General features: G+C 68.2%; 22 protein-coding genes. 17 read left to right on the top strand and 5 right to left on the bottom strand.

The window, feature by feature from the left end; all coding sequences use genetic code 11:
* Positions 1–33 precede the first annotated feature (33 nt).
* Positions 34–342, top strand: a complete 309-nt coding sequence (locus tag JQX08_RS11765; protein WP_205348564.1) for a DUF5629 family protein — start codon at positions 34–36, stop codon at positions 340–342.
* A gap of 10 nt (positions 343–352) precedes the next feature.
* On the opposite strand, the gene JQX08_RS11760 is transcribed toward JQX08_RS11765, so the two are convergent.
* The 3 genes from JQX08_RS11760 to mpl all read right to left on the bottom strand — a co-directional run bounded on the left by JQX08_RS11760 (position 353) and on the right by mpl (position 2,750).
* On the bottom strand, positions 353–655 hold the full coding sequence (locus JQX08_RS11760; protein WP_205348563.1) for a YceK/YidQ family lipoprotein: 303 nt from the start codon (positions 653–655) through the stop codon (positions 353–355).
* On the bottom strand, positions 648–1,280 hold the full coding sequence (ubiX, locus tag JQX08_RS11755; RefSeq protein WP_205348562.1) for a flavin prenyltransferase UbiX: 633 nt from the start codon (positions 1,278–1,280) through the stop codon (positions 648–650). The genes JQX08_RS11760 and ubiX overlap by 8 nt, the downstream gene beginning before the upstream one ends.
* A gap of 120 nt (positions 1,281–1,400) precedes the next feature.
* A complete protein-coding gene (gene mpl / locus JQX08_RS11750; RefSeq protein WP_205348561.1) occupies positions 1,401–2,750 on the bottom strand; it encodes a UDP-N-acetylmuramate:L-alanyl-gamma-D-glutamyl-meso-diaminopimelate ligase in 1,350 nt (449 codons plus the stop codon).
* Between the two features lie 315 nt (positions 2,751–3,065).
* Here mpl and exaC point away from each other — a divergent pair, with 315 nt between their 5' ends.
* The 5 genes from exaC to JQX08_RS11725 all read left to right on the top strand — a co-directional run bounded on the left by exaC (position 3,066) and on the right by JQX08_RS11725 (position 10,902).
* Positions 3,066–4,586, top strand: coding sequence for an acetaldehyde dehydrogenase ExaC (gene exaC, locus JQX08_RS11745; protein ID WP_205348560.1), 1,521 nt, complete (start codon positions 3,066–3,068; stop codon positions 4,584–4,586).
* Between the two features lie 524 nt (positions 4,587–5,110).
* Positions 5,111–6,595 (top strand): amino acid permease, encoded by a 1,485-nt coding sequence (locus JQX08_RS11740; protein WP_205348559.1) that lies wholly within the window; start codon positions 5,111–5,113, stop codon positions 6,593–6,595.
* 69 nt (positions 6,596–6,664) lie between these two features.
* Positions 6,665–8,032 carry a glutamine synthetase family protein gene (locus JQX08_RS11735; RefSeq protein ID WP_205348558.1) on the top strand — a complete coding sequence of 456 codons (1,368 nt, stop codon included), beginning with the start codon at positions 6,665–6,667 and terminating at the stop codon, positions 8,030–8,032.
* Positions 8,033–8,282: 250 nt separating this feature from the next.
* A complete protein-coding gene (locus JQX08_RS11730; protein ID WP_205348557.1) occupies positions 8,283–9,674 on the top strand; it encodes an aldehyde dehydrogenase family protein in 1,392 nt (463 codons plus the stop codon).
* Positions 9,675–9,741: 67 nt separating this feature from the next.
* A complete protein-coding gene (locus JQX08_RS11725) occupies positions 9,742–10,902 on the top strand; it encodes an iron-containing alcohol dehydrogenase (RefSeq protein ID WP_205348556.1) in 1,161 nt (386 codons plus the stop codon).
* A 111-nt stretch (positions 10,903–11,013) separates the two neighbouring features.
* Here JQX08_RS11725 and JQX08_RS11720 read toward each other — a convergent pair whose 3' ends face one another.
* Positions 11,014–12,291 carry an acetyl-CoA C-acetyltransferase gene (locus JQX08_RS11720; protein WP_205348555.1) on the bottom strand — a complete coding sequence of 426 codons (1,278 nt, stop codon included), beginning with the start codon at positions 12,289–12,291 and terminating at the stop codon, positions 11,014–11,016.
* Positions 12,292–12,580: 289 nt separating this feature from the next.
* On the opposite strand from JQX08_RS11720, the gene JQX08_RS11715 reads away from it, so the two are divergent.
* Entirely contained in the window at positions 12,581–13,936 is a 1,356-nt protein-coding gene (locus tag JQX08_RS11715) for a 3-oxoacyl-ACP reductase (RefSeq protein ID WP_205348554.1), read from the top strand.
* An 88-nt stretch (positions 13,937–14,024) separates the two neighbouring features.
* Here JQX08_RS11715 and JQX08_RS11710 read toward each other — a convergent pair whose 3' ends face one another.
* Complete coding sequence (locus JQX08_RS11710) at positions 14,025–15,041, bottom strand: AraC family transcriptional regulator (RefSeq protein ID WP_205348928.1); 1,017 nt, start codon at positions 15,039–15,041, stop codon at positions 14,025–14,027.
* 165 nt (positions 15,042–15,206) lie between these two features.
* Between JQX08_RS11710 and JQX08_RS11705 the strand changes: the two genes are divergently transcribed.
* From JQX08_RS11705 to JQX08_RS11660, 10 genes are all read left to right on the top strand, one after another.
* Positions 15,207–16,058, top strand: a complete 852-nt coding sequence (locus JQX08_RS11705) for a MaoC family dehydratase (protein WP_205348553.1) — start codon at positions 15,207–15,209, stop codon at positions 16,056–16,058.
* Positions 16,059–16,206: 148 nt separating this feature from the next.
* Positions 16,207–16,512: a nucleotide pyrophosphohydrolase gene (locus tag JQX08_RS11700; RefSeq protein ID WP_205348552.1), complete on the top strand. Its 306-nt coding sequence runs from the start codon at positions 16,207–16,209 to the stop codon at positions 16,510–16,512.
* Entirely contained in the window at positions 16,509–17,258 is a 750-nt protein-coding gene (locus JQX08_RS11695) for a methyltransferase domain-containing protein (protein ID WP_205348551.1), read from the top strand. The genes JQX08_RS11700 and JQX08_RS11695 overlap by 4 nt, the downstream gene beginning before the upstream one ends.
* Positions 17,259–17,314: 56 nt before the next feature.
* A complete protein-coding gene (locus JQX08_RS11690) occupies positions 17,315–17,914 on the top strand; it encodes a DUF4136 domain-containing protein (RefSeq protein WP_205348550.1) in 600 nt (199 codons plus the stop codon).
* 70 nt (positions 17,915–17,984) lie between these two features.
* Positions 17,985–18,545 (top strand): DUF4136 domain-containing protein, encoded by a 561-nt coding sequence (locus JQX08_RS11685; RefSeq protein ID WP_205348549.1) that lies wholly within the window; start codon positions 17,985–17,987, stop codon positions 18,543–18,545.
* Between the two features lie 26 nt (positions 18,546–18,571).
* Positions 18,572–19,069 (top strand): GNAT family N-acetyltransferase, encoded by a 498-nt coding sequence (locus JQX08_RS11680; protein WP_239482134.1) that lies wholly within the window; start codon positions 18,572–18,574, stop codon positions 19,067–19,069.
* A complete protein-coding gene (locus tag JQX08_RS11675; RefSeq protein WP_239482133.1) occupies positions 19,053–19,430 on the top strand; it encodes a DsrE family protein in 378 nt (125 codons plus the stop codon). Before JQX08_RS11680 ends, JQX08_RS11675 begins: the two co-directional genes overlap by 17 nt.
* Entirely contained in the window at positions 19,427–19,888 is a 462-nt protein-coding gene (locus JQX08_RS11670; RefSeq protein ID WP_205348547.1) for a glycine cleavage system protein H, read from the top strand. The genes JQX08_RS11675 and JQX08_RS11670 overlap by 4 nt, the downstream gene beginning before the upstream one ends.
* Positions 19,889–19,892: 4 nt before the next feature.
* On the top strand, positions 19,893–20,510 hold the full coding sequence (locus JQX08_RS11665; RefSeq protein WP_205348546.1) for a GrpB family protein: 618 nt from the start codon (positions 19,893–19,895) through the stop codon (positions 20,508–20,510).
* A 14-nt stretch (positions 20,511–20,524) separates the two neighbouring features.
* Positions 20,525–21,214: a M15 family metallopeptidase gene (locus JQX08_RS11660; RefSeq protein ID WP_205348545.1), complete on the top strand. Its 690-nt coding sequence runs from the start codon at positions 20,525–20,527 to the stop codon at positions 21,212–21,214.
* The last annotated feature ends 3 nt before the right edge of the window (positions 21,215–21,217 follow it).

Raw genomic sequence — 21,217 nt, 5'->3', positions numbered from 1 at the left:
CTCGCCGCCCTCCCCCTGACCGAAGAACCGACCATGACCCAAGCCGCTTCCCTGCTCGCCGCCCTGCAAGCCACCGACATGCTGGAAATCGACGGGCTGTATGCCTGGCATTTCGAGCTGCACGCCGACCGCCCGGAGCAGCTGCTCAGCATCGAGGTGATGGACGGCAGCACCCGCCGGCTGTGGCGCTTCACCGAGGCGGAAGTCGCCGCAGCGCAGTTCGATGCCGCCGGCGAGGTGTGGACACTGAGCGCCGGCGCCAGCCAGCACCGCCTGAAATGCCTGGAAGCACTGGTCGCCGACAGCGACGCGCCGGACGACGAAGACGAAGAAGTCGAGTGAGCTGCGCGGCTCAGTAGCCGCCGGTCACCCCGAGGCTGATGCCCAGCACCGCAGCCAGCGAGAACGGCAGCAGCAGGGAATCCAGCAGCGCACTGGCCGGTAGATCCAGCCCCGCATAGGTCGGCGCTTCGGCGCCGAAGCGGTCGCGCGGGCAGCAACCACCATTCAGCGAATACCAGTCCAGGCGCGTGCCGGCGTAGACCAGCGGCGCGCCAGGCTTGGCCGCGTCGAGGGTGCGCACCGTGGCGCAGCCGGGCAACAGGGCGATCAGCAGCAGCGCGAGGCCAGCGGCCACGCGACGCGAGTCAGTCATCGCCGCTGACCTGATGGTGCTCACCCCAGCGCGGCAGCATGTCCTGCGGAATGTTGAGCAGATTGAGGATGCGTGCGACCACGAAGTCGACCAGGTCGTCGATGGTCTGCGGCTGATGGTAGAAGCCCGGCGAGGCCGGCACGATCACCGCGCCGAGGTTGGACAGCTTGAGCATGTTCTCCAGGTGGATGCTCGAGTACGGCGCCTCGCGCGGCACCAGGATCAGCTGGCGGCGCTCCTTGAGCACCACGTCGGCGGCGCGCTCGATCAGGTTGTTGCAGGCCCCCGTGGCAATCGCCGACAGCGTGCCGGTGGAACAGGGCACCACCACCATGGCGCTCGGCGCGCCGGAGCCGGAGGCCGGCGGGGCCATCCAGTCTTCCTTGCCGTACACGCGGATCTGCCCCGGCGCGGCACCGGTGTACTCGCTGAGAAACGCCTGCATGGCCTGCGGCTTGGACGGCAGGCTGACGTCGGTCTCAGTGGCCATCACCAGCTGCGCCGCCTTGGAGATCAGGAAATGCACCTCGCGGTCTTCCTGGATCAGGCAATCGAGCAGGCGCAGGCCGTACTGCGCGCCTGAGGCGCCGGTCATCGCCAGGGTGATGCGTTCGGGTCCGCTCATCGAAGCTCCTTGAGAGGTTGTCGGGATCAAGGGGTGCCGCCCTGTAGGAGCGAATTCATTCGCGATAGCCGGTCGTACCGCGCTCATCGCGAATGAATTCGCTCCTACATAGACGTACGCCTACGCCAGCGCCTTGGCCAGCTTGCCGTGCAGGCCGCCGAAGCCGCCATTGCTCATGATCACCACCTGGGTGCCGGGGCGCGCCTGGCCTTTGACCCGCTCGATGATCGCCTCCAGCGAATCACAGACCACCGCCGGCACGCTGCACGCCGCGGCGGTGGCGCCGAGGTCCCAGCCGAGGTTGGCTGGCGCGTACCAGATCACCTGGTCGGCCTGGGTCACCGAGTCGGGCAGACCGTCGCGGTGCGCGCCGAGCTTCATCGAGTTGGAACGCGGCTCGACGATGGCGATCAGCGGCGCATCGCCGACCCGCTTGCGCAGGCCATCGAGGGTGGTGGCGATGGCGGTCGGGTGGTGAGCGAAGTCGTCGTAGATGGTCACGCCGTTGACTTCGGCCACCTTCTCCATGCGCCGCTTGACGCTCTTGAACGCCGACAGCGCCTCGGCGCCCTGCGCCGGCAGCACGCCGACATGCCGCGCCGCGGCCAGGCAGGCCAGGGCGTTGGCGACGTTGTGCTGGCCGGTCAGCGCCCAGTCCACGGTGCCCTGCACGGCGCCGTCGAACAGCACCTCGAAGCGCGAGCCGTCCTCGCTGAGCAGCCTGGCCTGCCACTGACCGCCGGCGCCGGTGGTCTGCACCGGGGTCCAGCAGCCCATGGTCAGTACGTGCTCGAGGGCTTGCTCGGTGGTCGGGTGGATGATCAGGCCGTCGCCGGGGATGGTCCGCACCAGGTGGTGGAACTGTCGCTCGATGGCCGCGAGGTCGGGGAAGATGTCCGCGTGGTCGAATTCGAGGTTGTTGAGGATCGCCGTGCGCGGGCGGTAGTGGACGAACTTCGAGCGCTTGTCGAAGAACGCACTGTCGTACTCGTCGGCCTCGACCACGAAGAACGGCGTGCCGCCGAGGCGTGCCGACACCGCGAAGTTCTGCGGTACGCCGCCGATCAGGAAGCCCGGGCTCATGCCGGCGTGTTCCAGCACCCAGGCGAGCATGCTGCTGGTGGTGGTCTTGCCGTGGGTGCCGGCGACGGCCAGTACCCAGCGGCCCTGCAGCACATGATCGGCCAGCCACTGTGGGCCGCTGACATACGGCAGGCCCTGGTTGAGCAGGTATTCCACCGCCGGGTTGCCGCGCGACAGGGCGTTGCCGACCACCACCAGGTCCGGCGCCGGCTGCAGGTGCGCCGCTTCGTAGCCCTGCATCAGCTCGATGCCTTGGGCTTCCAGCTGGGTGCTCATCGGCGGGTAGACGTTGGCGTCGGAACCGGTGACGCGGTGGCCAAGTTCCTTGGCCAGCACCGCCAGCGAACCCATGAACGTGCCGCAGATGCCGAGAATATGGATGTGCATGAATGACCTCGAAAACGGGTCTGCGCGACCCGGAAAAATCTCGCCGCAGGTTAGCACAGCGGCCCCTGCGAAGGGCTCCGCCGCACGCTGTCCGAGCATGGACAGCGGCGCCGCCGAATCGATCCGCGACCCAGCCGTAAAGGCCGGGTGCGACTTGCCCTGCGCACCCGCACGGCCCGCGCCAGGGCCCTTGGCCAGGCCTGCCGCCCATCGGCCACGACGCTGCGCGGCAAGCTCCTCTGCTATGCCAATAGAGATAACGCAATTCATGCTGACCGCGCTGGCGGCCGGCATCCGCCACAAGAGGCCATCGCCATGATCTATGCGCAGCCCGGCAGCCCAGGCGCCGTCATCTCCTTCAAATCGCGCTACGGCAACTACATCGGCGGCGAATTCGTACCGCCGGTCAACGGCCAGTACTTCACCAACACCTCACCGGTGAACGGCGAACCGATCGCCGAATTCCCCCGCTCCGACGCCGCCGATATCGACAAGGCGCTGGACGCCGCGCATGCCGCCGCCGACGCCTGGGGCCGCACCTCGGCGCAGGAGCGCGCGAATGTCCTGCTGCGCATCGCCGATCGCATCGAACAGAACCTCGAAGTGCTGGCCATCACCGAAACCTGGGACAACGGCAAGGCCGTGCGCGAGACGCTGAACGCCGACATCCCGCTGGCCGCCGACCACTTCCGCTACTTCGCCGGCTGCATCCGCGCCCAGGAAGGCAGCGCCGCGGAGATCGACGAATACACCGTGGCCTACCACATCCACGAGCCGCTCGGCGTGGTCGGGCAGATCATCCCGTGGAACTTCCCGCTACTGATGGCCGCCTGGAAACTCGCTCCGGCGCTGGCCGCCGGCAACTGCGTGGTGCTCAAGCCCGCCGAGCAGACCCCGCTGGGCATCTGCGTGCTGCTCGAACTGATTGGCGACCTGCTGCCGGCCGGCGTCCTCAACGTCGTGCAGGGCTTCGGCAAGGAGGCCGGCGAGGCGCTGGCGACCAGCAAGCGCATCGCCAAGATCGCCTTCACCGGCTCGACCCCAGTCGGTTCGCACATCCTCGAATGCGCGGCGAAGAACATCATTCCGTCGACCGTCGAGCTGGGTGGCAAGAGCCCGAACATCTACTTCGAGGACGTCATGCAGGGCGAGCCGGCGTTCATCGAGAAGGCCGCCGAGGGTTTGGTGCTGGCGTTTTTCAACCAGGGCGAGGTGTGCACCTGCCCGTCGCGCGCGCTGGTGCAGGAATCCATCTACGTGCCGTTCATGCGCGAGGTGATGAAGAAGGTCCAGGCGATCAAGCGCGGCAACCCGCTGGACACCGAGACCATGGTCGGCGCCCAGGCCTCGCAGCAGCAGTTCGACAAGATCCTCAGCTACCTGGAGATCGCCCGCCAGGAAGGCGCCGAGTTCATCACCGGCGGCGCGGTGGAGAAACTCGAAGGCAGCCTGGCCGGCGGCTATTACGTGCAGCCGACCCTGCTCAAGGGGCACAACAAGATGCGCGTGTTCCAGGAGGAAATCTTCGGCCCGGTGGTCGGCGTGACCACCTTCAAGGATGAAGCCGAAGCGGTGGCGATCGCCAACGACACCGAGTACGGCCTCGGCGCCGGGCTGTGGACCCGCGACATCAACCGCGCCTACCGCGTCGGCCGGGCGATCAAGGCCGGCCGGGTGTGGACCAACTGCTACCACCTGTACCCGGCGCACGCCGCGTTCGGCGGTTACAAGAAGTCCGGCGTCGGCCGCGAGACGCACAAGATGATGCTCGACCACTACCAGCAGACCAAGAACCTGCTGGTCAGCTACGACATCAATCCGCTGGGGTTCTTCTAGACCGCGGCGCGCGTTTAGGTTGGCGTGGAGAACGGCGATACCCGACGGCTGCGGCATGGGTATCGCTGCGCTCGACCCATCCTACGTTTGCCGCGCCGGTGCCGCGCAGCGCCCCAAGCCGGCGCCAGCAGGCCTTCGGCCAGCATCGCGATTTTGGACTAGAGTCTCAGCATCCCGTGACGTTACGGGACGCATGATGCCGTTCGCCGTACATGCCCGTAATCCTGCTAGCGAGTGATTGAACGTTAGTCTGCGGCCCAGCCGATCCAAGGAGTCGTCCTTTGGCATCTGACGGAACAGCAAGCAGCCACGGCGCGTCTCGCTGTGTTCGCTTCCCGACCCGCGCAAGGTCGGGCCGCAGTCTTCTACCCATCGCTTTTCGACCGCCCGACACCCCATTCGCCGCTGCGTGCAACGGGCGCCGGGCCGGTATTCGCTGGCAGTGCCTGTGCTCCACCTCCCAGACGTTAAGGAACCACACCTAACCAGAAGTCGAGCCAACAGCGAATTGCAGGAGAACCGCCATGAGCGATAAATCCGGAGTCAGCTACACGAGGGTCGATCAGAGTTACTTCCAGAAACGCGGATTGCGACGCTACGCCGGCGTCTGGTCGCTATGGGCACTGGGCGTCGGCGCGGTGATCTCCGGACACTTCTCCGGCTGGAACCTGGGCCTGGCCAACGGTTGGGGCAGCATGTTCATCGCCGCCATCGTCATCGCCATCATGTACCTCGGCCTGACCTTCTCGCTGGCCGAGATGTCGCCGGCGCTGCCGCACACCGGCGCCGCCTACTCCTTCGCCCGTAGCGCCATGGGCCCGTGGGGCGGCTTCGTCACCGGACTGTCGGAAAACGTCGAATACGTGCTCACCCCGGCGGTGATCGTGTTCTTCATCGGCAGCTACATGGGCAGCATCTTCGGCACGCCCAGCGAGTACCAGCCACTCTGGTGGATCGGCTTCTACGCGGTGTTCATCTGGCTTAACGTGATTGGCGTCGAGCTGTCGTTCAAGGTCACCCTGGTGGTCACCCTGCTCGCCCTCAGCTGCCTGATCGTGTTCTGGATCAGCGCCTTCCCGCACATCGACTTCAACCGCTGGGCGATGAACGTCGGCCCGGCCAACATCGAACTGCCGGAAGGCAACGGCCCGTTCCTGCCCAACGGCTGGCTCGGCGTGCTGGCCTGCCTGCCATTCGCGGTGTGGCTGTTCCTCGCCATCGAACAGCTGCCACTGGCCGCCGAAGAGTCGGTCGATCCCAAGCGCGACATGCCCAAGGGCATCATCGCCGGGATGTTCACCCTGATCGTCTCGGCGTTCATGATCCTCTGGCTGAATCCAGCCACCGCCGGCGTCGGCTCCTTTGCCCTGGGCACCTCCGGTGAGCCGCTGCTGGATGGTTTCAAGGCGCTGTACGGCGAGAACATCGCCAAACTGCTCGCCCTGGTCGCGGTGGTCGGTCTGGTCGCCAGCTTCCACACCATCATCTTCGCCATGGGTCGCCAGGTGTACTCGCTGAGCCGCGCCGGCTACTTCCTGCCGTGGCTGTCGATCACCCACGGCCAACGCAAAACCCCCTACGTGGCGATGCTCGGCGGCAGCGCCCTGGCCCTGGTGGTGATGATGGCGCTGTGGTTCATCTTCGGCGAAGAGAAAGGCGGTGCGGTGATTGGCGGCACGCTGCTGAACATGGCGGTGTTCGGCGCGATGTTCTCCTACTTCATGCAGGCGCTGTCGTTCATCCTGCTGCGCAAGAACCTGCCGCACATCGAGCGCCCGTACCGCAGCCCGCTGGGCGTGCCCGGCGCGCTGCTGACCATGCTGATCGCCGCCGTGACCCTGTACTACCAACTCACCGGCGACCCCGCCTACACCCTCGGCGTGCTCTGGGTGGCGGCGTTCTTCGCGGTCGGCATCATCTACTTCGCACTGTTCGGCCGGCACCACCTGATCCTCTCGCCGGAAGAGGAATTCGCCATGCAGGAACGTGAGAAGAAACTGGCGCACTAGTTCACTAGATAGCGCCCGTAGTCGGCCGCGCCAACCAAGGCGCGGCCTTATCCCTCGGAGGACGTACGGATGACCGCCCCCCTCACCCTCGCCGGCCTGCGCCACCTGGCCGAACAAGGCAAGATCGACACCGTGCTGGCCTGCATGGTCGACATGCAGGGCCGCCTGATCGGCAAGCGTTTTCAGGTCGAGTTCTTTCTCGACAGCGCCCATGAGGAAACCCACGGCTGCGACTACCTGCTGGCCGACGACATCGACATGGAACCGGTGCCCGGCTACGCCGCCGCCAGCTGGAAGAAGGGCTACGGCGACTTCGTGTTCAAGCCGGACATGAGCACCTTGCGCGTGGTGCCCTGGGCAGAGGGCACCGCCCTGGTGCTGTGCGACGTGCAGGACCATCACGGCGAAGACCTGCCGCACAGCCCGCGTGGCATCCTCAAACGGCAGATCGCCCGTCTCGAGGAGCGCGGCTACAAGGGCATGTTTGCCTCCGAGCTGGAGTTCTACCTGTTCGACGAGAGCTACGAGGCGATCCACAAGCGCAACTACCACAAGCCGAAGACCGCCAACTACAACATCGAGGACTACGGCATCCTGCAGACCATCCGCGACGAGCCGGTGCTCCGCGCGATCCGCCGCAACCTGCAGGCCGCGGGGATTCCGGTGGAGAACTCCAAGGGCGAATGGGGCCCCGGCCAGGAAGAGATCAACGTGCGCTACGCCGATGCGCTGACCATGGCCGACCGCCACAGCGTGATCAAGCACGCCTGCAAGGAGATCGCCATGCAGCAAGGCAAGTCGATCACCTTCATGGCCAAGTGGCGCTACGACCTCGCCGGCTCGAGCTGCCACATCCACAACTCGCTGTGGGGCGTGAAGAACGACAAGCCGTTGTTCTACGACGGCAAAGTCGAGTTCGGCATGTCCAAACTGATGCGCCAGTGGGTCGCCGGACAGCTCAAGTACGCCCGCGACATCAGCTATTTCCTCGCCCCCTACATCAACTCCTACAAGCGCTTCCAGGTCGGCACCTTCGCGCCGACCCGCGCGGTGTGGAGCCGCGACAACCGCACCGCGGGCTTCCGCCTGTGCGGCGAGGGCAGCAAGGCGATCCGCATCGAATGCCGCATCGGTGGCGCCGACCTCAATCCCTACCTGGCCTACGCCGCGTTGATCGCCGCCGGGCTGGCCGGCATCGACGAAGGCCTGGAACTGGCCAAACCGTACGAGGGCGATGCCTACCAGAACGCGCGCCTGCCGGAAGTGGCCAAGACCCTGCGCGACGGCGCCGAGGCGTTGAAGAAATCCAAGATGCTCAAGCAGGCGTTCGGCGAGGAAGTGGTCGCCCACTACCTGCACACCGCCAACTGGGAGCAGTCGGAGTACGACCGGCGTATCACCGACTGGGAACTCAAGCGCGGCTTCGAGCGCTATTGAGTCAGGGTGGCCCGAGGGATTGTTCTCATGGCCGAGCCTGCGGCGATGCCGCATTAGACCTGTAGGAGCGAATTCATTCGCGATGGACATTGAACCGCGCTGCCGGCACATCGCGAATGAATTCGCTCCTACACCGGTGCTGTGATGTCTGGAGCACCGTAGGGTGGAAAACCGCGCAGCGCTTTCCACCACGAGACCGATTGGTGGAAATGCCTGCGGCGATTTCCACCCTAAGCTTGGGGAGGTTTGCATGACCCGCAGCATCCGTCTGATCTCGCCGGTCGATGGCAGCCTGTACGCCGAGCGGCCGTACAGCAGCGACGCCGCCGTCGCCGCAGCGCTGGACGCCGCCGAGCAGGCGCAGCGCGACTGGCGCCGGCGTCCGCTGGCCGAGCGTGCCGCCTACTGCAATGCGGCAGTCGACGCCATGCTGGCGATGGGCGAGGAGATCATCCCCGAACTGGCCTGGCAGATGGGCCGCCCGGTGCGCTACGGCGCCGGCGAGCTGCGCGGCTTCAACGAACGTGCGCGCTACATGATCGCGCTGGCCGAGACTGCGTTGGCCGATATCCAGCCGGAGCCCAAGGCCGGCTTTCAGCGCTTTATCCGCCGCGAACCGCTGGGCACCGTGCTGGTCATCGCGCCGTGGAACTACCCCTACCTGACCGCGGTGAACTCGATCATCCCGGCGCTGATGGCCGGCAACGCAGTGCTGCTCAAGCACGCCAGCCAGACCCTGCTGGTCGGCGAGCGCTTCGCCGAGGCGTTCCGCCGCGCCAACCTGCCCAGCGGGTTGTTCCACCACCTGCTCCTCGACCACGCGCAGGCCGCCGCGCTGATCGGCTCGGGGCGCGTGCAGCAGGTCAACTTCACCGGTTCGGTGGCCGGCGGACGAGCCATGCAGGCCGCCGCCGCCGGGCAGTTCCTCGGCCTCGGCCTGGAGCTGGGCGGCAAGGACCCGGCCTACGTGCGCGCCGACGCCGACCTCGGCCACGCGGTGGAGAACCTGGTCGACGGCGCGTTCTTCAACTCCGGGCAGAGCTGCTGCGGCATCGAGCGCATCTACGTCGACCAGGCGCTGTACCCCGGGTTCGTCGAGGCCTTCGCCGCGCTGACCCGCCAGTACGTGCTCGGCAGCCCGCTGGACGCTGCCACCACGCTCGGCCCACTGGTCAGCAGCGCGGCCGCCGATGGCGTGCGCCAGCAGATCGCATCCGCGCTGGCGATGGGCGCCCAGCCGTTGCTGGAAGCCCGCGAATTCCCCGCCGACAGCCCGGGCAACGCCTACCTGGCGCCGCAGGTACTGGTCGACGTTGACCACCGCATGGCGGTGATGCGCGAGGAAAGCTTCGGCCCGGTGGTCGGCATCATGCCGGTGACGGACGAAGCGCAGGCCATCGCGCTGATGAACGACAGCCCCTACGGCCTCACCGCGTCGATCTGGACCCGCGACCTCGAGGCCGCCGCCCGCATCGGCGACGAGATCGCCACCGGCACGGTGTTCATGAACCGCTGCGACTACCTCGACCCGGCGCTGGCCTGGACCGGGGTCAAGCACAGCGGCTACGGCGCCACCCTGTCGCAGGTCGGCTACGAATGCCTGACCCGGCCGAAATCCTTCCATCTGCGCCATGAGCTGTAACGCCCCGCTCCCGTAACCGGGAGAGGGCGCCGCAGTGCTCATCTCACTCCCTCGTCGAGGCCTGGCCATGACCAAGACCGCCAACTGGAACTACCCCACCTCGGTGCGCTTCGGCGTCGGCCGCATCGCCGAGCTGCCCGAGCTGTGCCGCGCCCATGGCATCCTGCGCCCGCTGCTGGTCACCGACCGCGGCCTGGCCAGTGCACCGATGACCACCGCGGTGCTCGACGCGCTGGTCGCCGACGGCCTCGGCGCCGCGCTGTTCAGCGACCTCAAGCCGAACCCGGTGGAAGCCAACCTGACCGCAGGCCTGGCCGCCTACCGCGCCGGCCACCATGACGGGGTGGTCGCCTTCGGCGGCGGCAGTGGGCTGGACATGGGCAAGCTGATCGCCTTCATGAGCGGACAGAGCCGCCCGGTGTGGGACTTCGAGGACATCGGCGACTGGTGGACCCGCGCCAACCCGCGCGGCATCGCTCCGGTGATCGCCGTGCCGACCACTGCCGGCACCGGCTCGGAAGTCGGCCGCGCCGGGGTGCTCACCGACGAGCTGAGCCATACCAAGCGCATCATCTTTCACCCGCAGATGATGCCGCGCGTGGTGATCAGCGACCCGGCGCTGACCGTCGGCATGCCGGCGAAGATCACCGCCGGCACCGGCATGGACGCCCTCGCCCACTGCCTGGAAGCCTACTGCGCGCCGGGCTTTCACCCGCTCGCCGACGGCATCGCGGTGGAAGGCATGCGCCTGGTCGCCGGCGCCCTGCAACGCGCCGTGCACACCCCGGACGACCTCGACGCGCGCGCCGACATGCTCGCCGCCGCGGCGATGGGCGCCACCGCGTTCCAGAAGGGCCTCGGCGGCATGCACGCGCTGGCCCACCCGGTCGGCGCGCTGTACGACACCCACCACGGCATGACCAACGCGGTGTTCATGCCCTACGTGCTGCAGTTCAACCGCAGCGCCATCGAGGAGCGCATCACCCGGCTGGCCGCCTACCTCGGCCTGGCCCAGCCGACCTTCACCGGCTTCCTCGATTTCGTCCTCGACCTGCGCAGCGCCATCGGCGTGCCGCACAGCCTGCCGCAGCTCGGCGTGGACGACACCCAGGCGGCGCTGATCGCCAAGATGGCGGTGCTCGATCCCTCGGCCGGCGGCAATCCGCTGCCGCTGGATGAAGTCGGCACCCGGGCGATCTTCGATGCGGCGCTGCAGGGCCAGCTGTGAACGGCCCGCGCGGGGCAAAAAAAAGCGGCCACACCTTGCGGTGCGGCCGCTAAAAACTCACGGAGTTGCGTACATCGTAATCACCCTGACAAAGTGATTACCGGCTTAGGACTACCGTTCCAGGATCGCAGTCACACCCTGCCCGCCCGCCGCGCAAATCGAGATCAGCCCGCGGCCCTGCTGCGCGGCATTCAGCAGCTTGGCCAGGTTGGCGACGATGCGTCCGCCGGTGGCGGCGAACGGGTGGCCGGCGGCCAGCGAGCTGCCCTTGACGTTGAGCTTGCTGCGCTCGATCGAGCCGAGCGGCGCGGCCAGGCCCAGGCGGCTCTGGCAGTACTCGGCGTCTTCCCAGGCCTTCAGGGTGCACAGCACCTGCGCGGCGAACGCCTCGTGAATCTCGTAGTAGTCGAAGTCCTGCAGGCTCAGGCCGTTGCGCGCCAGCAGGCGCGGTACCGCGTAGGCCGGGGCCATCAGCAGGCCTTCCTTGCCGTGCACGAAGTCCACCGCCGCCGCCTCGCCATCCTTGAAGTAGGCGAGGATCGGCAGGCCGCGCGCCTTGGCCCATTCCTCGCTGGCCAGCAGCACCACGGAGGCGCCATCGGTCAGCGGCGTCGAGTTGGCCGCAGTCAGGGTGCCCTTGGCGCTCTTCTCGAACACCGGCTTGAGGCTGGCGAGCTTGTCCAGGCTGATGTCCGGGCGCAGGTTCTGGTCGCGGGTCAGGCCGAGGAACGGCGTCAGCAGGTCGTTCTGCCAGCCCTCGGCGTAGGCCGCGGCGAGCTTGATGTGGCTCTCGTAGGCGAGCTGGTCCTGCGCGTCGCGGGGGATCGCCCAGGTCTGCGCCATCAGCTCGCAGTGCTCGCCCATCGACAGCCCGGTGCGCGGCTCGCCGTTCTTCGGGATGTGCGGCACCAGATGGCGCGGGCGCAGCTTGAGCAGGGTCTTCAGCTTGTCGCCGGTGCTCTTGCCGCGGTTGGCTTCGAGGAGAATCCTGCGCAACCCCTCGTTGACCCCGATCGGCGCGTCGGAGGTGGTGTCGACGCCGCCGGCGATGGCGCTGTCAATCTGCCCGAGGGCAATCTTGTTGGCAGTCAGGATCACCGCTTCCAGGCCAGTGCCGCAGGCCTGCTGGATGTCGTAGGCCGGAGTTTCCGGCGCCAGGCGCGAGCCGAGCACGCATTCACGGGTCAGGTTGAAGTCGCGCGAGTGCTTGAGCACCGCGCCCGCCGCCACCTCGCCGATCCGCTCACCGTGCAGTTTGTAGCGCTCCACCAGCCCCTCGAGGGCGGCGGTGAGCATCTCCTGGTTGCTCGCCTGGGCGTAGACGGTGTTGGAGCGGGCGAAGGGGATGCGGTTGCCGCCGACGATGGCGACCCGGCGCAGCTGGGGCATGGGTGAACTCCTGAAAGGGGATGAAAAGCGACGCAGCGGCCCTGTAGGAGCGAATTCATTCGCGATGAGGCTCACGCGGAATCGCGAATGAATTCGCTCCTACACCGGCAGCTTGCGCAGTACCAACAGAGCCTAGCTTGCCGCGGCCGCGAGACATTGGCCGACCCGCCGCGAGGCGGACCAGCCACGGTCAATGCATGAAACGGGTGGACGGTTACAGTGGTCAACACTGCAATCCCTACCGGCCGAACGCCTACACTCTTCGAGCCCCCAGCCTGGAGCCCGTTCCATGTCCGATCGCTATCTCGATTTCGCCAACTCCAACGCCGGCCGCCGCCTGGTCGGCGCCCTCGGCCTGCCCGCGCCGGTGCGCCTGGAGCGCTGGCAGGCCGGCCGCACGCGGCCGGTGGACGGTGCCCTGCTGCTCGGTGGCGACGGCCCGCTGGCGAGCGCAGTGAGCGGCTTCCTCAATCGCCTCACCAACGAATCCTTCGCCGACGTCGAGCAACGCTTCGGCCTGAGCCGCTGGACGCCCGAGCAGGGGCCGAAGCTCAAGGCGCTGGTGTTCGACGCCAGCGGCCTGACTGACACCACGCAGCTGATCGCCCTGCGCGACTTCTTCCAGCCGGCGCTCAAGGGCCTCGGCAAATGCCCGCACGTGGTGATCCTCGGCCGCGCCCCGGAAAGCCTCAAGGACCCGCTGGCCGCCAGCGCGCAGCGCGCCCTGGAGGGCTTCAGCCGCTCGCTGGGCAAGGAAATCCGCCGCGGTGGCACGGTGCAGTTGCTGTACGTCGGCAAGGGCGCCGAGGACCAGCTGGAAGGCGCGCTGCGCTTCTTCCTCTCGCCGAAGAGCGCCTACGTCTCCGGCCAGGTGCTGCGCCTGGCGCCGTGCGCCGCGCAGGTCGCCGACTGGACGCGGCCGCTGGCCGGCAAGAAGGCACTGGTCACCGGCGCCAGCCGCGGCATCGGCGCGGCCATCGCGGAAACCCTGGCGCGCGACGGTGCCGAGGTGGTGCTGCTCGACGTGCCCGCCGCGCAGGCCGGCCTCGACGCGCTGGCCGCCCGCCTCGGCGGGCGCAGCCTGACCCTCGACATCACCGCGACGGATGCACCGGCGCAACTGGTCGAGGCGCTGCCCGACGGCATCGACATCGTCGTGCACAACGCCGGCATCACCCGCGACAAGACCCTGGCGAAGATGAGCGACGAGTTCTGGAATGCGGTGCTCAACGTCAACCTGCTCGCCCCGCAGCTGCTGACCAAGGCGCTGCTGGATGCCGGCACCCTGCGCGACGACGGCCGCGTGGTGCTGCTCGCCTCGATCAGCGGCATCGCCGGCAACCTCGGGCAGACCAACTATGCGACCAGCAAGGCCGGCCTGATCGGCCTCGCCGCCGCCTGGGCGGGAGCGTTGGGCAAGCGCGGCATCAGCCTCAACGCGGTGGCGCCGGGCTTCATCGAAACGCAGATGACCGCGGCGATTCCCTTCACCATTCGTGAGGCCGGGCGGCGGATGAACTCGATGGGCCAGGGCGGCCTGCCGCAGGACGTCGCCGAAGCGGTGGCCTGGCTCAGCCAGCCGACCACCGGCGCGGTCAACGGCCAGGTGCTGCGGGTCTGCGGGCAGAGCTTGCTGGGCGCCTGAGCCCAACCTGTAGGAGCGAATTTATTCGCGATTGCCGGCCAGCCCGAAAGTGCCCACATCGCGAATAAATTCGCTCCTACGAAAAGCGTCAGGGCGCGCCCGGAACAGTGGCGCCTTCCGCCTTGCCGCGCTTGCGAAACTCCACCGGCGTCTCGCCCACCCAGCGTTTGAATGCGCGGTAGAAGGTGCTCGGTTCGGAGAAGCCGGTGCGCTCGACGATCACCTCGATGCGCTCGTCGGTCTTCAGCAGCAGGTCCTTGGCCAGGCGGCAGCGGTAGTCGGTGATCAGGTCGTTGAAGCGCACCCCGGCCATGGCCAGGCGCTCGCGCAGCCGCCGCGGCGGCATGTTCAGGCGCCCGGCGACCTGCTCCAGGGTGGCGCCGCCGTCGACCAGCAGTTCGGCGATCAGCTCGCGCACCTTGCGCACCAGGTCGAGGCGTTCGACCTCGGCCAACTGCCGGCGCGCCAGCGATTCGTGGATGCGCAGCAGTTCCGGCGCGGCATGCCGCGACGGCTTGCTCAGCACCGCGGCATCGAAGCGCAGCGCATAGCGCTCGGCGCCGAGCTGCACCGGGCAGCCGTAGACCGCCTGGTAGCGCTCCAGCGGCGCGCCCTGGGCGTGCATCAGCTCGACCTGGAACGGCCGGAAGGCGCCTTCGGTGAGCGCACCGAACAGGCGGATCACCGCGCCGGCGAGCATTTCCGGGAAATGCCGGTTGCTGCCGAGCATGCCCAGCGACAGCACCGCCGCCTCGCCCTCGACGTCGAGGCGCGCGTTCAGCGTGTCGGAGAGCAGGCGCACGTAGCGCAGCGCATGGCGCAGACCATCGCCGAAGGTTTCGCTGGAGAGGAACAGGTATTCGAGCAGCAGACCGTGGAACGCCGGCAGGTGGCCGGCCAGGTGCAGGCCGACATGCTCTTCGCCGCATTCTTCGGCGGCGGCCTTCCAGAACTGGGTCTGTGCGGTATGGGGGAAGCGGCCGGCCGGCAAGTCGCCTGGGGCCAGGCCAACCCGGGCGAGGACCCGGTCGGGATCGGTGCCACTGGCGCGCAAGGCGTCGATCACCGGGCGCATCAGCGCCACATCGTCGGTCAGATCACGCATCATCGTCCGAGGTTCTTGTTATTCGAAGGGCGGCGCCATCTTAGGCAGTTTTGCGCCTCTGGCTCAAGGCGCCGATTGACTGGCGCGCCGCTCTGCCGCGCCGCGCTGCCAATGCGGTGCTGGCCCAGGCGGCTAAGCTGCTGCGATCAGCATAAGGAGACCCGCATGGCCACCGACTGGCATGACCTGCCCACCCCGCCCGCCCTGCCAGGCCTGTTCCTGCGCGCCGCCCTGCGCCGCAAGGTGACCGGCAAGACGCTGCCCGAGCTCGGCCTGCGCGGCCCGGTGAGCGTCGATCCCGGCCACCTGGCGCGCTATCGCCAGCTCTGCGCGGCGCCGGACGACGGCTACCTGCCCCCGGCCTACCCGCACCTGCTGGCCTTCCCGCTGCAGATGCGCCTGCTCACCGATGCGCAGTTCCCCTTCCCGCTGCTCGGCCTGGTGCACCTGGAAAACCGTATCCAGGTGTTGCGCCCGCTCGGCGGGCTCGGCCCGTTCCGGGTCGGCGTGCGTCTGGCCAACCTGCAGCCGCACGCCAAGGGTGCGCTGTTCAGCCTGATCACCAGCCTCGAGGACCAGCTCGGCCTGCTCTGGGAAGCCGACAGCCGCCTGCTGTGCCGCAGCGTGCGCCTCGACGGCGCGCCGCTCGACGCCGAGGAGCCTGCACCGCTGCCGCTGCAGGCGCTGGCCGATTGGTCGGCGCCGGCCGACATTGGCCGCCGCTACGCGCGGGTCGCCGGCGACTACAACCCGATCCACCTCAGCGCGCTGTCGGCGCGGCTGTTCGGCTTTCCACGCGCCATCGCCCACGGCCTGTGGAGCAAGGGTCGCGCGCTCGGCGCGCTGGCCAGCCACCTGCCGAACGCCGGTTACGAGGTCGCGGTACGCTTCCAGAAGCCGGTGCTGCTGCCCAGCCATGTCGCCCTGCTGGCCAGTGCGCCGGCGGCCAGCGGGCAGTTCCAGCTGCACGGCGAGCAGGAGCTGCTGCACATGATCGGCAGCTGGCGTCCGCTGTAACCGTGCGGGTGTGGGAGCGAATGCATTCGCGAAGGGCACAGCAGTGAGCTACCGGTCATCGCGAATGAATTCGCTCCTACAGAGTCCGCGCTAGGCGCTTGCGCCGCACCGGGATGCGGCCGAAGCTATGCGGCTGAAGGAGAGCCGCATGAACCTCGATGAACTGACCCAACGCCTGCACGCGATCCGCGATCGCAACGACTGGCGCCGCTTCCACAACCCGAAGAACCTGGCCATGGCCGCCAGCGTGGAGATGGCCGAGCTGGTGGAAATCTTCCAGTGGCTGGGCGACGACGAAGCGCGCCAGCTGTCGCCGGAGAAGCTCGAGCACGCCGGTCAGGAAGTCGGCGACATCGTCCTCTACCTGCTGCTGTTGTGCGCCGAGCTGGGCATCGACATGGAGCAGGCAGTGCGCGCGAAGCTGGCCGACAGCGAACGGCGGTTTACGTCATGAGCGACCGCCACTTCGACGAACTGGCGACGCGCTTCGCCGAGAAAATCTACGGCGGCGCCAAGGGCGCGATTCGCCTCGCGGTGCTCCAGGCCGACCTCGCCGAAGCGCTGCCGGACCGCCCGCTGCGGGTCCTCGACATCGGCGCCGGGCTCGGCCACATGGCGCTGTGGCTGGCCGAGCGCGGCCATCAGCTGACCCTCGCCGAACCCGCCGAACCGATGCTCAGCGGCGCCCGCGAGCGCTTCGCCGCGGCCGGGCAGACCGCCACCTTCATCCAGGCGCCGTGGCAGGAGCTGCTTGGCCAGCTCACCGAACCCTACGACCTGGTGCTCTGCCACGCGGTGCTGGAATGGCTGGCCGAGCCGCACGCCATCCTCCCCGTGCTGCACCAGCTCACCGCGCCGGGCGGCTGGCTGTCGCTGGCCTTCTACAACAAGGACGCGCTGGTCTACCGCAACCTGCTCAAGGGCCATTTCCGCAAGCTGCGCAAGCAGCAGTTCGCCGGCGAGAGCCAGAGCCTCACCCCGCAGAAGCCGCTCGACCCGCGCGAACTGGCGGCGCAACTCGACGGCCACTGGCAGGTCGAAAGCCGTAGCGGGGTGCGGGTATTCCACGACTACATGCCGGCCGAATTCCAGGCCAAGGCCGAGCTGATCGACCTGCTGGAAATGGAACTGGCCTACCGCCGCCATCCCGGTTTCGAAGGGCTCGGCCGCTACCTGCACTGGGTCTGCCGGCCGCTGTAGCGGGACTTGACGAAACCCCGGAGGAAGCAGGTAGTAGCGATGGGAGGAGTACCGCGATGAATTACCGCCCGTATCTGCTGGTGACGGCGCTCGGCCTGGCCGCCTGCCAAAGCCCCAACCCCTATACCGCCAGTTCGCGGCCGCTGCCGCCGGCTCCGCCGCAGGCAGCACAGACCCTCGACCTCAGCGCCTATCCGGCCGCGCCGCGCGACTTCGGCCGCTACCGCACCTGGTCGTGGCGCGATGCACCGGCGGGGTCGACCTGGGCCAGCGGCGAGCTGCTCCGCGAGGCGGTGCTCAATGGCCTCGACCAACGTGGCCTGCGCCCGGCGCAAGCCGGCAAACCCAGCGACCTGCAGGCGAGCGCCGCGCTCAGCGTGGAGACCCGCCAGTACCAGACCCAGGACAGCTTCGGTACCTACTACGGCAGCGGCCCGTACTGGGGCGACCGCTACGGCATGTACGGCAGCGTGCCGCTGATTCGCACCTACGAGCGCCAGGTCGTGGTGGTGCACATCGACCTGTTCGACGCGCGCGACGGTCAGCCGGTGTGGAGCGGCAGCGCCGAGGCCAGTGCCGAGGGCGACCAGAGCGCGCGGGCCGGTGCGCTGCGCCAGGCGGTGAACGACGCGCTGACCCAGTATCCGCCGCGCTGAATGTCCCCGGCGCGCTTGCCGAGCGCTGCCGTGTGGGCTTGGCTAAAGGCTCTAGCATCGGAGATTGAACATGTCCCTTCGTCTTTTCCTGGTACCCGCCCTGCTGCTTCTCAGCGCCTGCGAGAGCGTGCAGCTGGATCGCGACTACGACAGCAGCCGCGACTTCGCGAACTACCGCACCTGGAGCTGGAAGCAGCCGACCCTGCTCTACACCCCGGACGACCCGCGACTGAAGAGCGACATCACCGAACAGCGCATTCGCCAGGCCACCGACGACCAGTTGCTGCAGCGCGGCCTGCGCCCGGCGGCAGCCGGCGCGCACGGCGATGTGCAGGTGCAGGCGGCGCTGATCGTCGAGCAGCAGCAGGATCAGGTCAGCACCACCTACGGCGGTTACTGGGGCGGCTACTGGGGCAACTACTGGGGCGGCCCCGGCATCACCGAGACGCGCAACGTCACCTACAAGGTCGCCACCATGCAGATCGACCTGTACGACGGCAAGGACGGCAAGCTGGTCTGGCGCGGCACCGGCGAGCAGATCATGCGCAACTCGCCGCCGACCCCGGCCGAGCGCGAAGCGGCGATCCGTGAAACGGTAGGCAAAGTGCTATCACAGTATCCGCCACACTGAAGGCCCGTCCGCCAGGAATAGTCTCCATGCCGCAAGCCTCGTTCAGCCACCGCCCGGCCGGCGCCGCCGACCTCGCCGAGGTCGTTACGTTCGTGCAGAACGCCGACGAGCTGTTCTTCGCCTACCCCAAGGGCGCCTGGCCGCTGACGGTCGGTCAGCTGGCCGCGACCATGGCCGAGCGCCGCGACAGCATGGTCGCCCTGCTGCATGGCCAAGTCGCCGGCTTCGCCAACTTCTACCAGTGGCAGCACGGCGAGAGCTGCGCGCTGGGCAACATGATGGTCGCGCCCAGCGCGCGCGGCCACGGCGTGGCGCAGTACCTGATCGGGGTGATGGAGCAGCTCGCCGTGCAGCACTTCAAGGCCCAGCTGATGCGCGTCTCCTGCTTCAACGGCAATGCCGCCGGCCTGCTGCTGTACACCGAGCTGGGCTATCGCCCGCAGGCCATCGTCGAGCGCCGCGACCCACAGGGGCGGCGGGTCGCCCTGGTGCAACTGGAGAAGGACCTTGCCCCGGCCGACTGAGCCGCAATGTGTGCTGATCCTGGTCAACAGCGGCCCGAGCACCCCTGCGCGTTGCGCCGCGCCGTTCTACACCGCCACCCTGCTGGCCTGCATGGACGCCGAGGTGACCCTGTTCCTCAGCGGCGAAGGTGCCCAGCTGGCGCGCCGCGAGGTGGCGGACAGCCTGCGGGTGATCGCCGACGGCGAACCGCTGCTGCACTTCATCCAGCAGGCCAAGCAGGCCGGCGTTCGCCTGCTGATGTGCCGCGCGCCCGGCGTGCTGATCGACGAGACCGCGCTGATCGACGAACTCGATGCGATCAGCAGCGGCGGCGAGCTGGCACAGATGATCCTCGAAGCCGACAAGGTGCTGAGCCTATGACCCTGCACGGTCTGGCGTTCCCCGATGAGCTGCTGTACGCCCCGGACTACAACCTCTGGCTGCGTGCGGATGACGATGGCCTTACCCTCGGCCTGACCGCCTACGGCTGCGCGAGCTACGGGCAGATCTTCGCCTTCACCCCCAAGCGCGACGGCTGGCACATCGACAAGGACCGCAGCTTCGGCGTGGTCGAATTCGCCAAGGCCGCCAGCTCGGCGCGCTGCCCGCTGGCAGGCACCCTGCTGGCCAGCAATCCGGCGGTGGTCGAGCGCCCGGCGCTGATCAACCAGGACTGCTACGGCGCCGGCTGGATGGTCCGTCTGCAGCCGGACGACTGGCCGGCGGCGCGCAGCGAACTGCTCAGCGGCGCCGCGGCGCTGGCCGCCTTCGCCGAACGCATGCGCCTGGATGGCTTCGATCCGCACGATGCCGGCGTCCAGGCGCTGCGTCAGGAGTGAGCCGATGACCATCCCCGAACCGCCGCACTTCGACGGCCAGCGCTGGAGCAATGCCGACGCCGATCGCATCGAACTGGTTGCCGCCGACCCGCACTGGCCGCAACGTTTTCGCGAAGAGGCCGACGCCATTCGCGCCGCGGTCGCCATGCCGCAACTGGGCATCGAGCACTTCGGTAGCACCGCGGTGCCTGGCCTGGAGGCCAAGCCGATCATCGACATCCTGCTGCTGCCACCGCCGGACGCCGACTGGGAACAGCTCGTCGCGCCGCTGGAAAGCCTCGGCTACCAGTACTGGCGCGACAACCCGGCGCCGCAGCGGATGTTCTTCGTCAAAGGTATGCCGCCGCAGGGCAACGGGCGCACCCACCACATTCACGTGATGAACCTGGCCGACGCCGACCGCCACCTGATCTTCCGCAACTGGCTGCGCACCCATCCGCGGGACGCCGCCGCCTACCAGCGCAGCAAGCGCGAACTCGCCGCGCGCTACGCCGACGACCGCGACGCCTACACCGCCGGCAAGGACGCCATCGTCGGAAAGATCCTCGGCAAGGCCCTCGGCACCCGCCGCGACGGCGCCCGCGTCCAGGGTGGCGAGCCCGGCGGCCCGGTGCAGGGCTGAGCGCGGGCGCCGGCATGCCACGCCTGCCCGCGCTCCTCCTGCTGGCCCTGCTCGCCGCCTGCAGCACCCCGCCGCAGACCACCCGGCCGAGTGACTTCGTCTACCTCGACACGGTGCTGCACGAGGCCCGCTACGACGTGCGCTACTTCAACGGCGACAACTTCACCGGCAACCGCGTGGACGGCTACCGCAGTGCGCGGATTCAGCTCACCCGCCCCGCCGCCCAGGCGCTGGCCAGCGCCGAACAGGAGCTCTTCGCGCAGGGGCTGGGGCTGGGGCTGGGGCTGAAAATCTTCGACGGCTACCGACCGCAACGTGCAGTGGAGTTCTTCAAGCGCTGGGCCGCCGACCCGCAGGAGCAGCGCATGAAGGCACGCTTCTACCCCGAACTGGACAAGCGCGAGCTGTTCGATCGCGGCTACATCGCCAAACAATCTGGCCACTCGCGCGGCAGCACCGTCGACCTGACGCTGATCGATGCCCATAGCGGCAAGGAACTGGACATGGGCAGCCCGTTCGACTTCTTCGGCCCCATCTCCCATCACGACACCCCACTGATCAGCCCCGCGCAGCGCCACAACCGCCAACTGCTACGCGACTTGATGCGCCGCCACGGCTTCGAACCCTACACCGCCGAATGGTGGCACTACCGCCTGCGCGCCGAGCCTTATCCAGACACCTACTTCGACTTTCCGGCGCAGTAGCGG

This window comes from Zestomonas insulae (assembly GCF_016901015.1).
Lineage (GTDB): Bacteria > Pseudomonadota > Gammaproteobacteria > Pseudomonadales > Pseudomonadaceae > Aquipseudomonas > Aquipseudomonas insulae.
This window is presented reverse-complemented; position numbering and strand designations above follow the sequence as displayed.

Bases quoted from the DNA above. Each gene is read 5' to 3' on its own strand.
- JQX08_RS11735 (WP_205348558.1), top strand. From the start codon at position 6,665: ATGACCGCCCCCCTCACCCTCGCCGGCCTGCGCCACCTGGCCGAACAA.
- JQX08_RS11680 (WP_239482134.1), top strand. From the start codon at position 18,572: ATGCCGCAAGCCTCGTTCAGCCACCGCCCGGCCGGCGCCGCCGACCTC.
- JQX08_RS11670 (WP_205348547.1), top strand. From the start codon at position 19,427: ATGACCCTGCACGGTCTGGCGTTCCCCGATGAGCTGCTGTACGCCCCG.
- JQX08_RS11700 (WP_205348552.1), top strand. From the start codon at position 16,207: ATGAACCTCGATGAACTGACCCAACGCCTGCACGCGATCCGCGATCGC.
- JQX08_RS11740 (WP_205348559.1), top strand. From the start codon at position 5,111: ATGAGCGATAAATCCGGAGTCAGCTACACGAGGGTCGATCAGAGTTAC.
- JQX08_RS11765 (WP_205348564.1), top strand. From the start codon at position 34: ATGACCCAAGCCGCTTCCCTGCTCGCCGCCCTGCAAGCCACCGACATG.
- JQX08_RS11725 (WP_205348556.1), top strand. From the start codon at position 9,742: ATGACCAAGACCGCCAACTGGAACTACCCCACCTCGGTGCGCTTCGGC.
- JQX08_RS11705 (WP_205348553.1), top strand. From the start codon at position 15,207: ATGGCCACCGACTGGCATGACCTGCCCACCCCGCCCGCCCTGCCAGGC.
- ubiX (WP_205348562.1), bottom strand. From the start codon at position 1,280: ATGAGCGGACCCGAACGCATCACCCTGGCGATGACCGGCGCCTCAGGC.
- JQX08_RS11710 (WP_205348928.1), bottom strand. From the start codon at position 15,041: ATGCGTGATCTGACCGACGATGTGGCGCTGATGCGCCCGGTGATCGAC.
- JQX08_RS11695 (WP_205348551.1), top strand. From the start codon at position 16,509: ATGAGCGACCGCCACTTCGACGAACTGGCGACGCGCTTCGCCGAGAAA.
- JQX08_RS11730 (WP_205348557.1), top strand. From the start codon at position 8,283: ATGACCCGCAGCATCCGTCTGATCTCGCCGGTCGATGGCAGCCTGTAC.
- JQX08_RS11660 (WP_205348545.1), top strand. From the start codon at position 20,525: ATGCCACGCCTGCCCGCGCTCCTCCTGCTGGCCCTGCTCGCCGCCTGC.
- JQX08_RS11715 (WP_205348554.1), top strand. From the start codon at position 12,581: ATGTCCGATCGCTATCTCGATTTCGCCAACTCCAACGCCGGCCGCCGC.
- JQX08_RS11665 (WP_205348546.1), top strand. From the start codon at position 19,893: ATGACCATCCCCGAACCGCCGCACTTCGACGGCCAGCGCTGGAGCAAT.
- JQX08_RS11685 (WP_205348549.1), top strand. From the start codon at position 17,985: ATGTCCCTTCGTCTTTTCCTGGTACCCGCCCTGCTGCTTCTCAGCGCC.
- JQX08_RS11720 (WP_205348555.1), bottom strand. From the start codon at position 12,291: ATGCCCCAGCTGCGCCGGGTCGCCATCGTCGGCGGCAACCGCATCCCC.
- mpl (WP_205348561.1), bottom strand. From the start codon at position 2,750: ATGCACATCCATATTCTCGGCATCTGCGGCACGTTCATGGGTTCGCTG.
- JQX08_RS11760 (WP_205348563.1), bottom strand. From the start codon at position 655: ATGACTGACTCGCGTCGCGTGGCCGCTGGCCTCGCGCTGCTGCTGATC.
- exaC (WP_205348560.1), top strand. From the start codon at position 3,066: ATGATCTATGCGCAGCCCGGCAGCCCAGGCGCCGTCATCTCCTTCAAA.
- JQX08_RS11690 (WP_205348550.1), top strand. From the start codon at position 17,315: ATGAATTACCGCCCGTATCTGCTGGTGACGGCGCTCGGCCTGGCCGCC.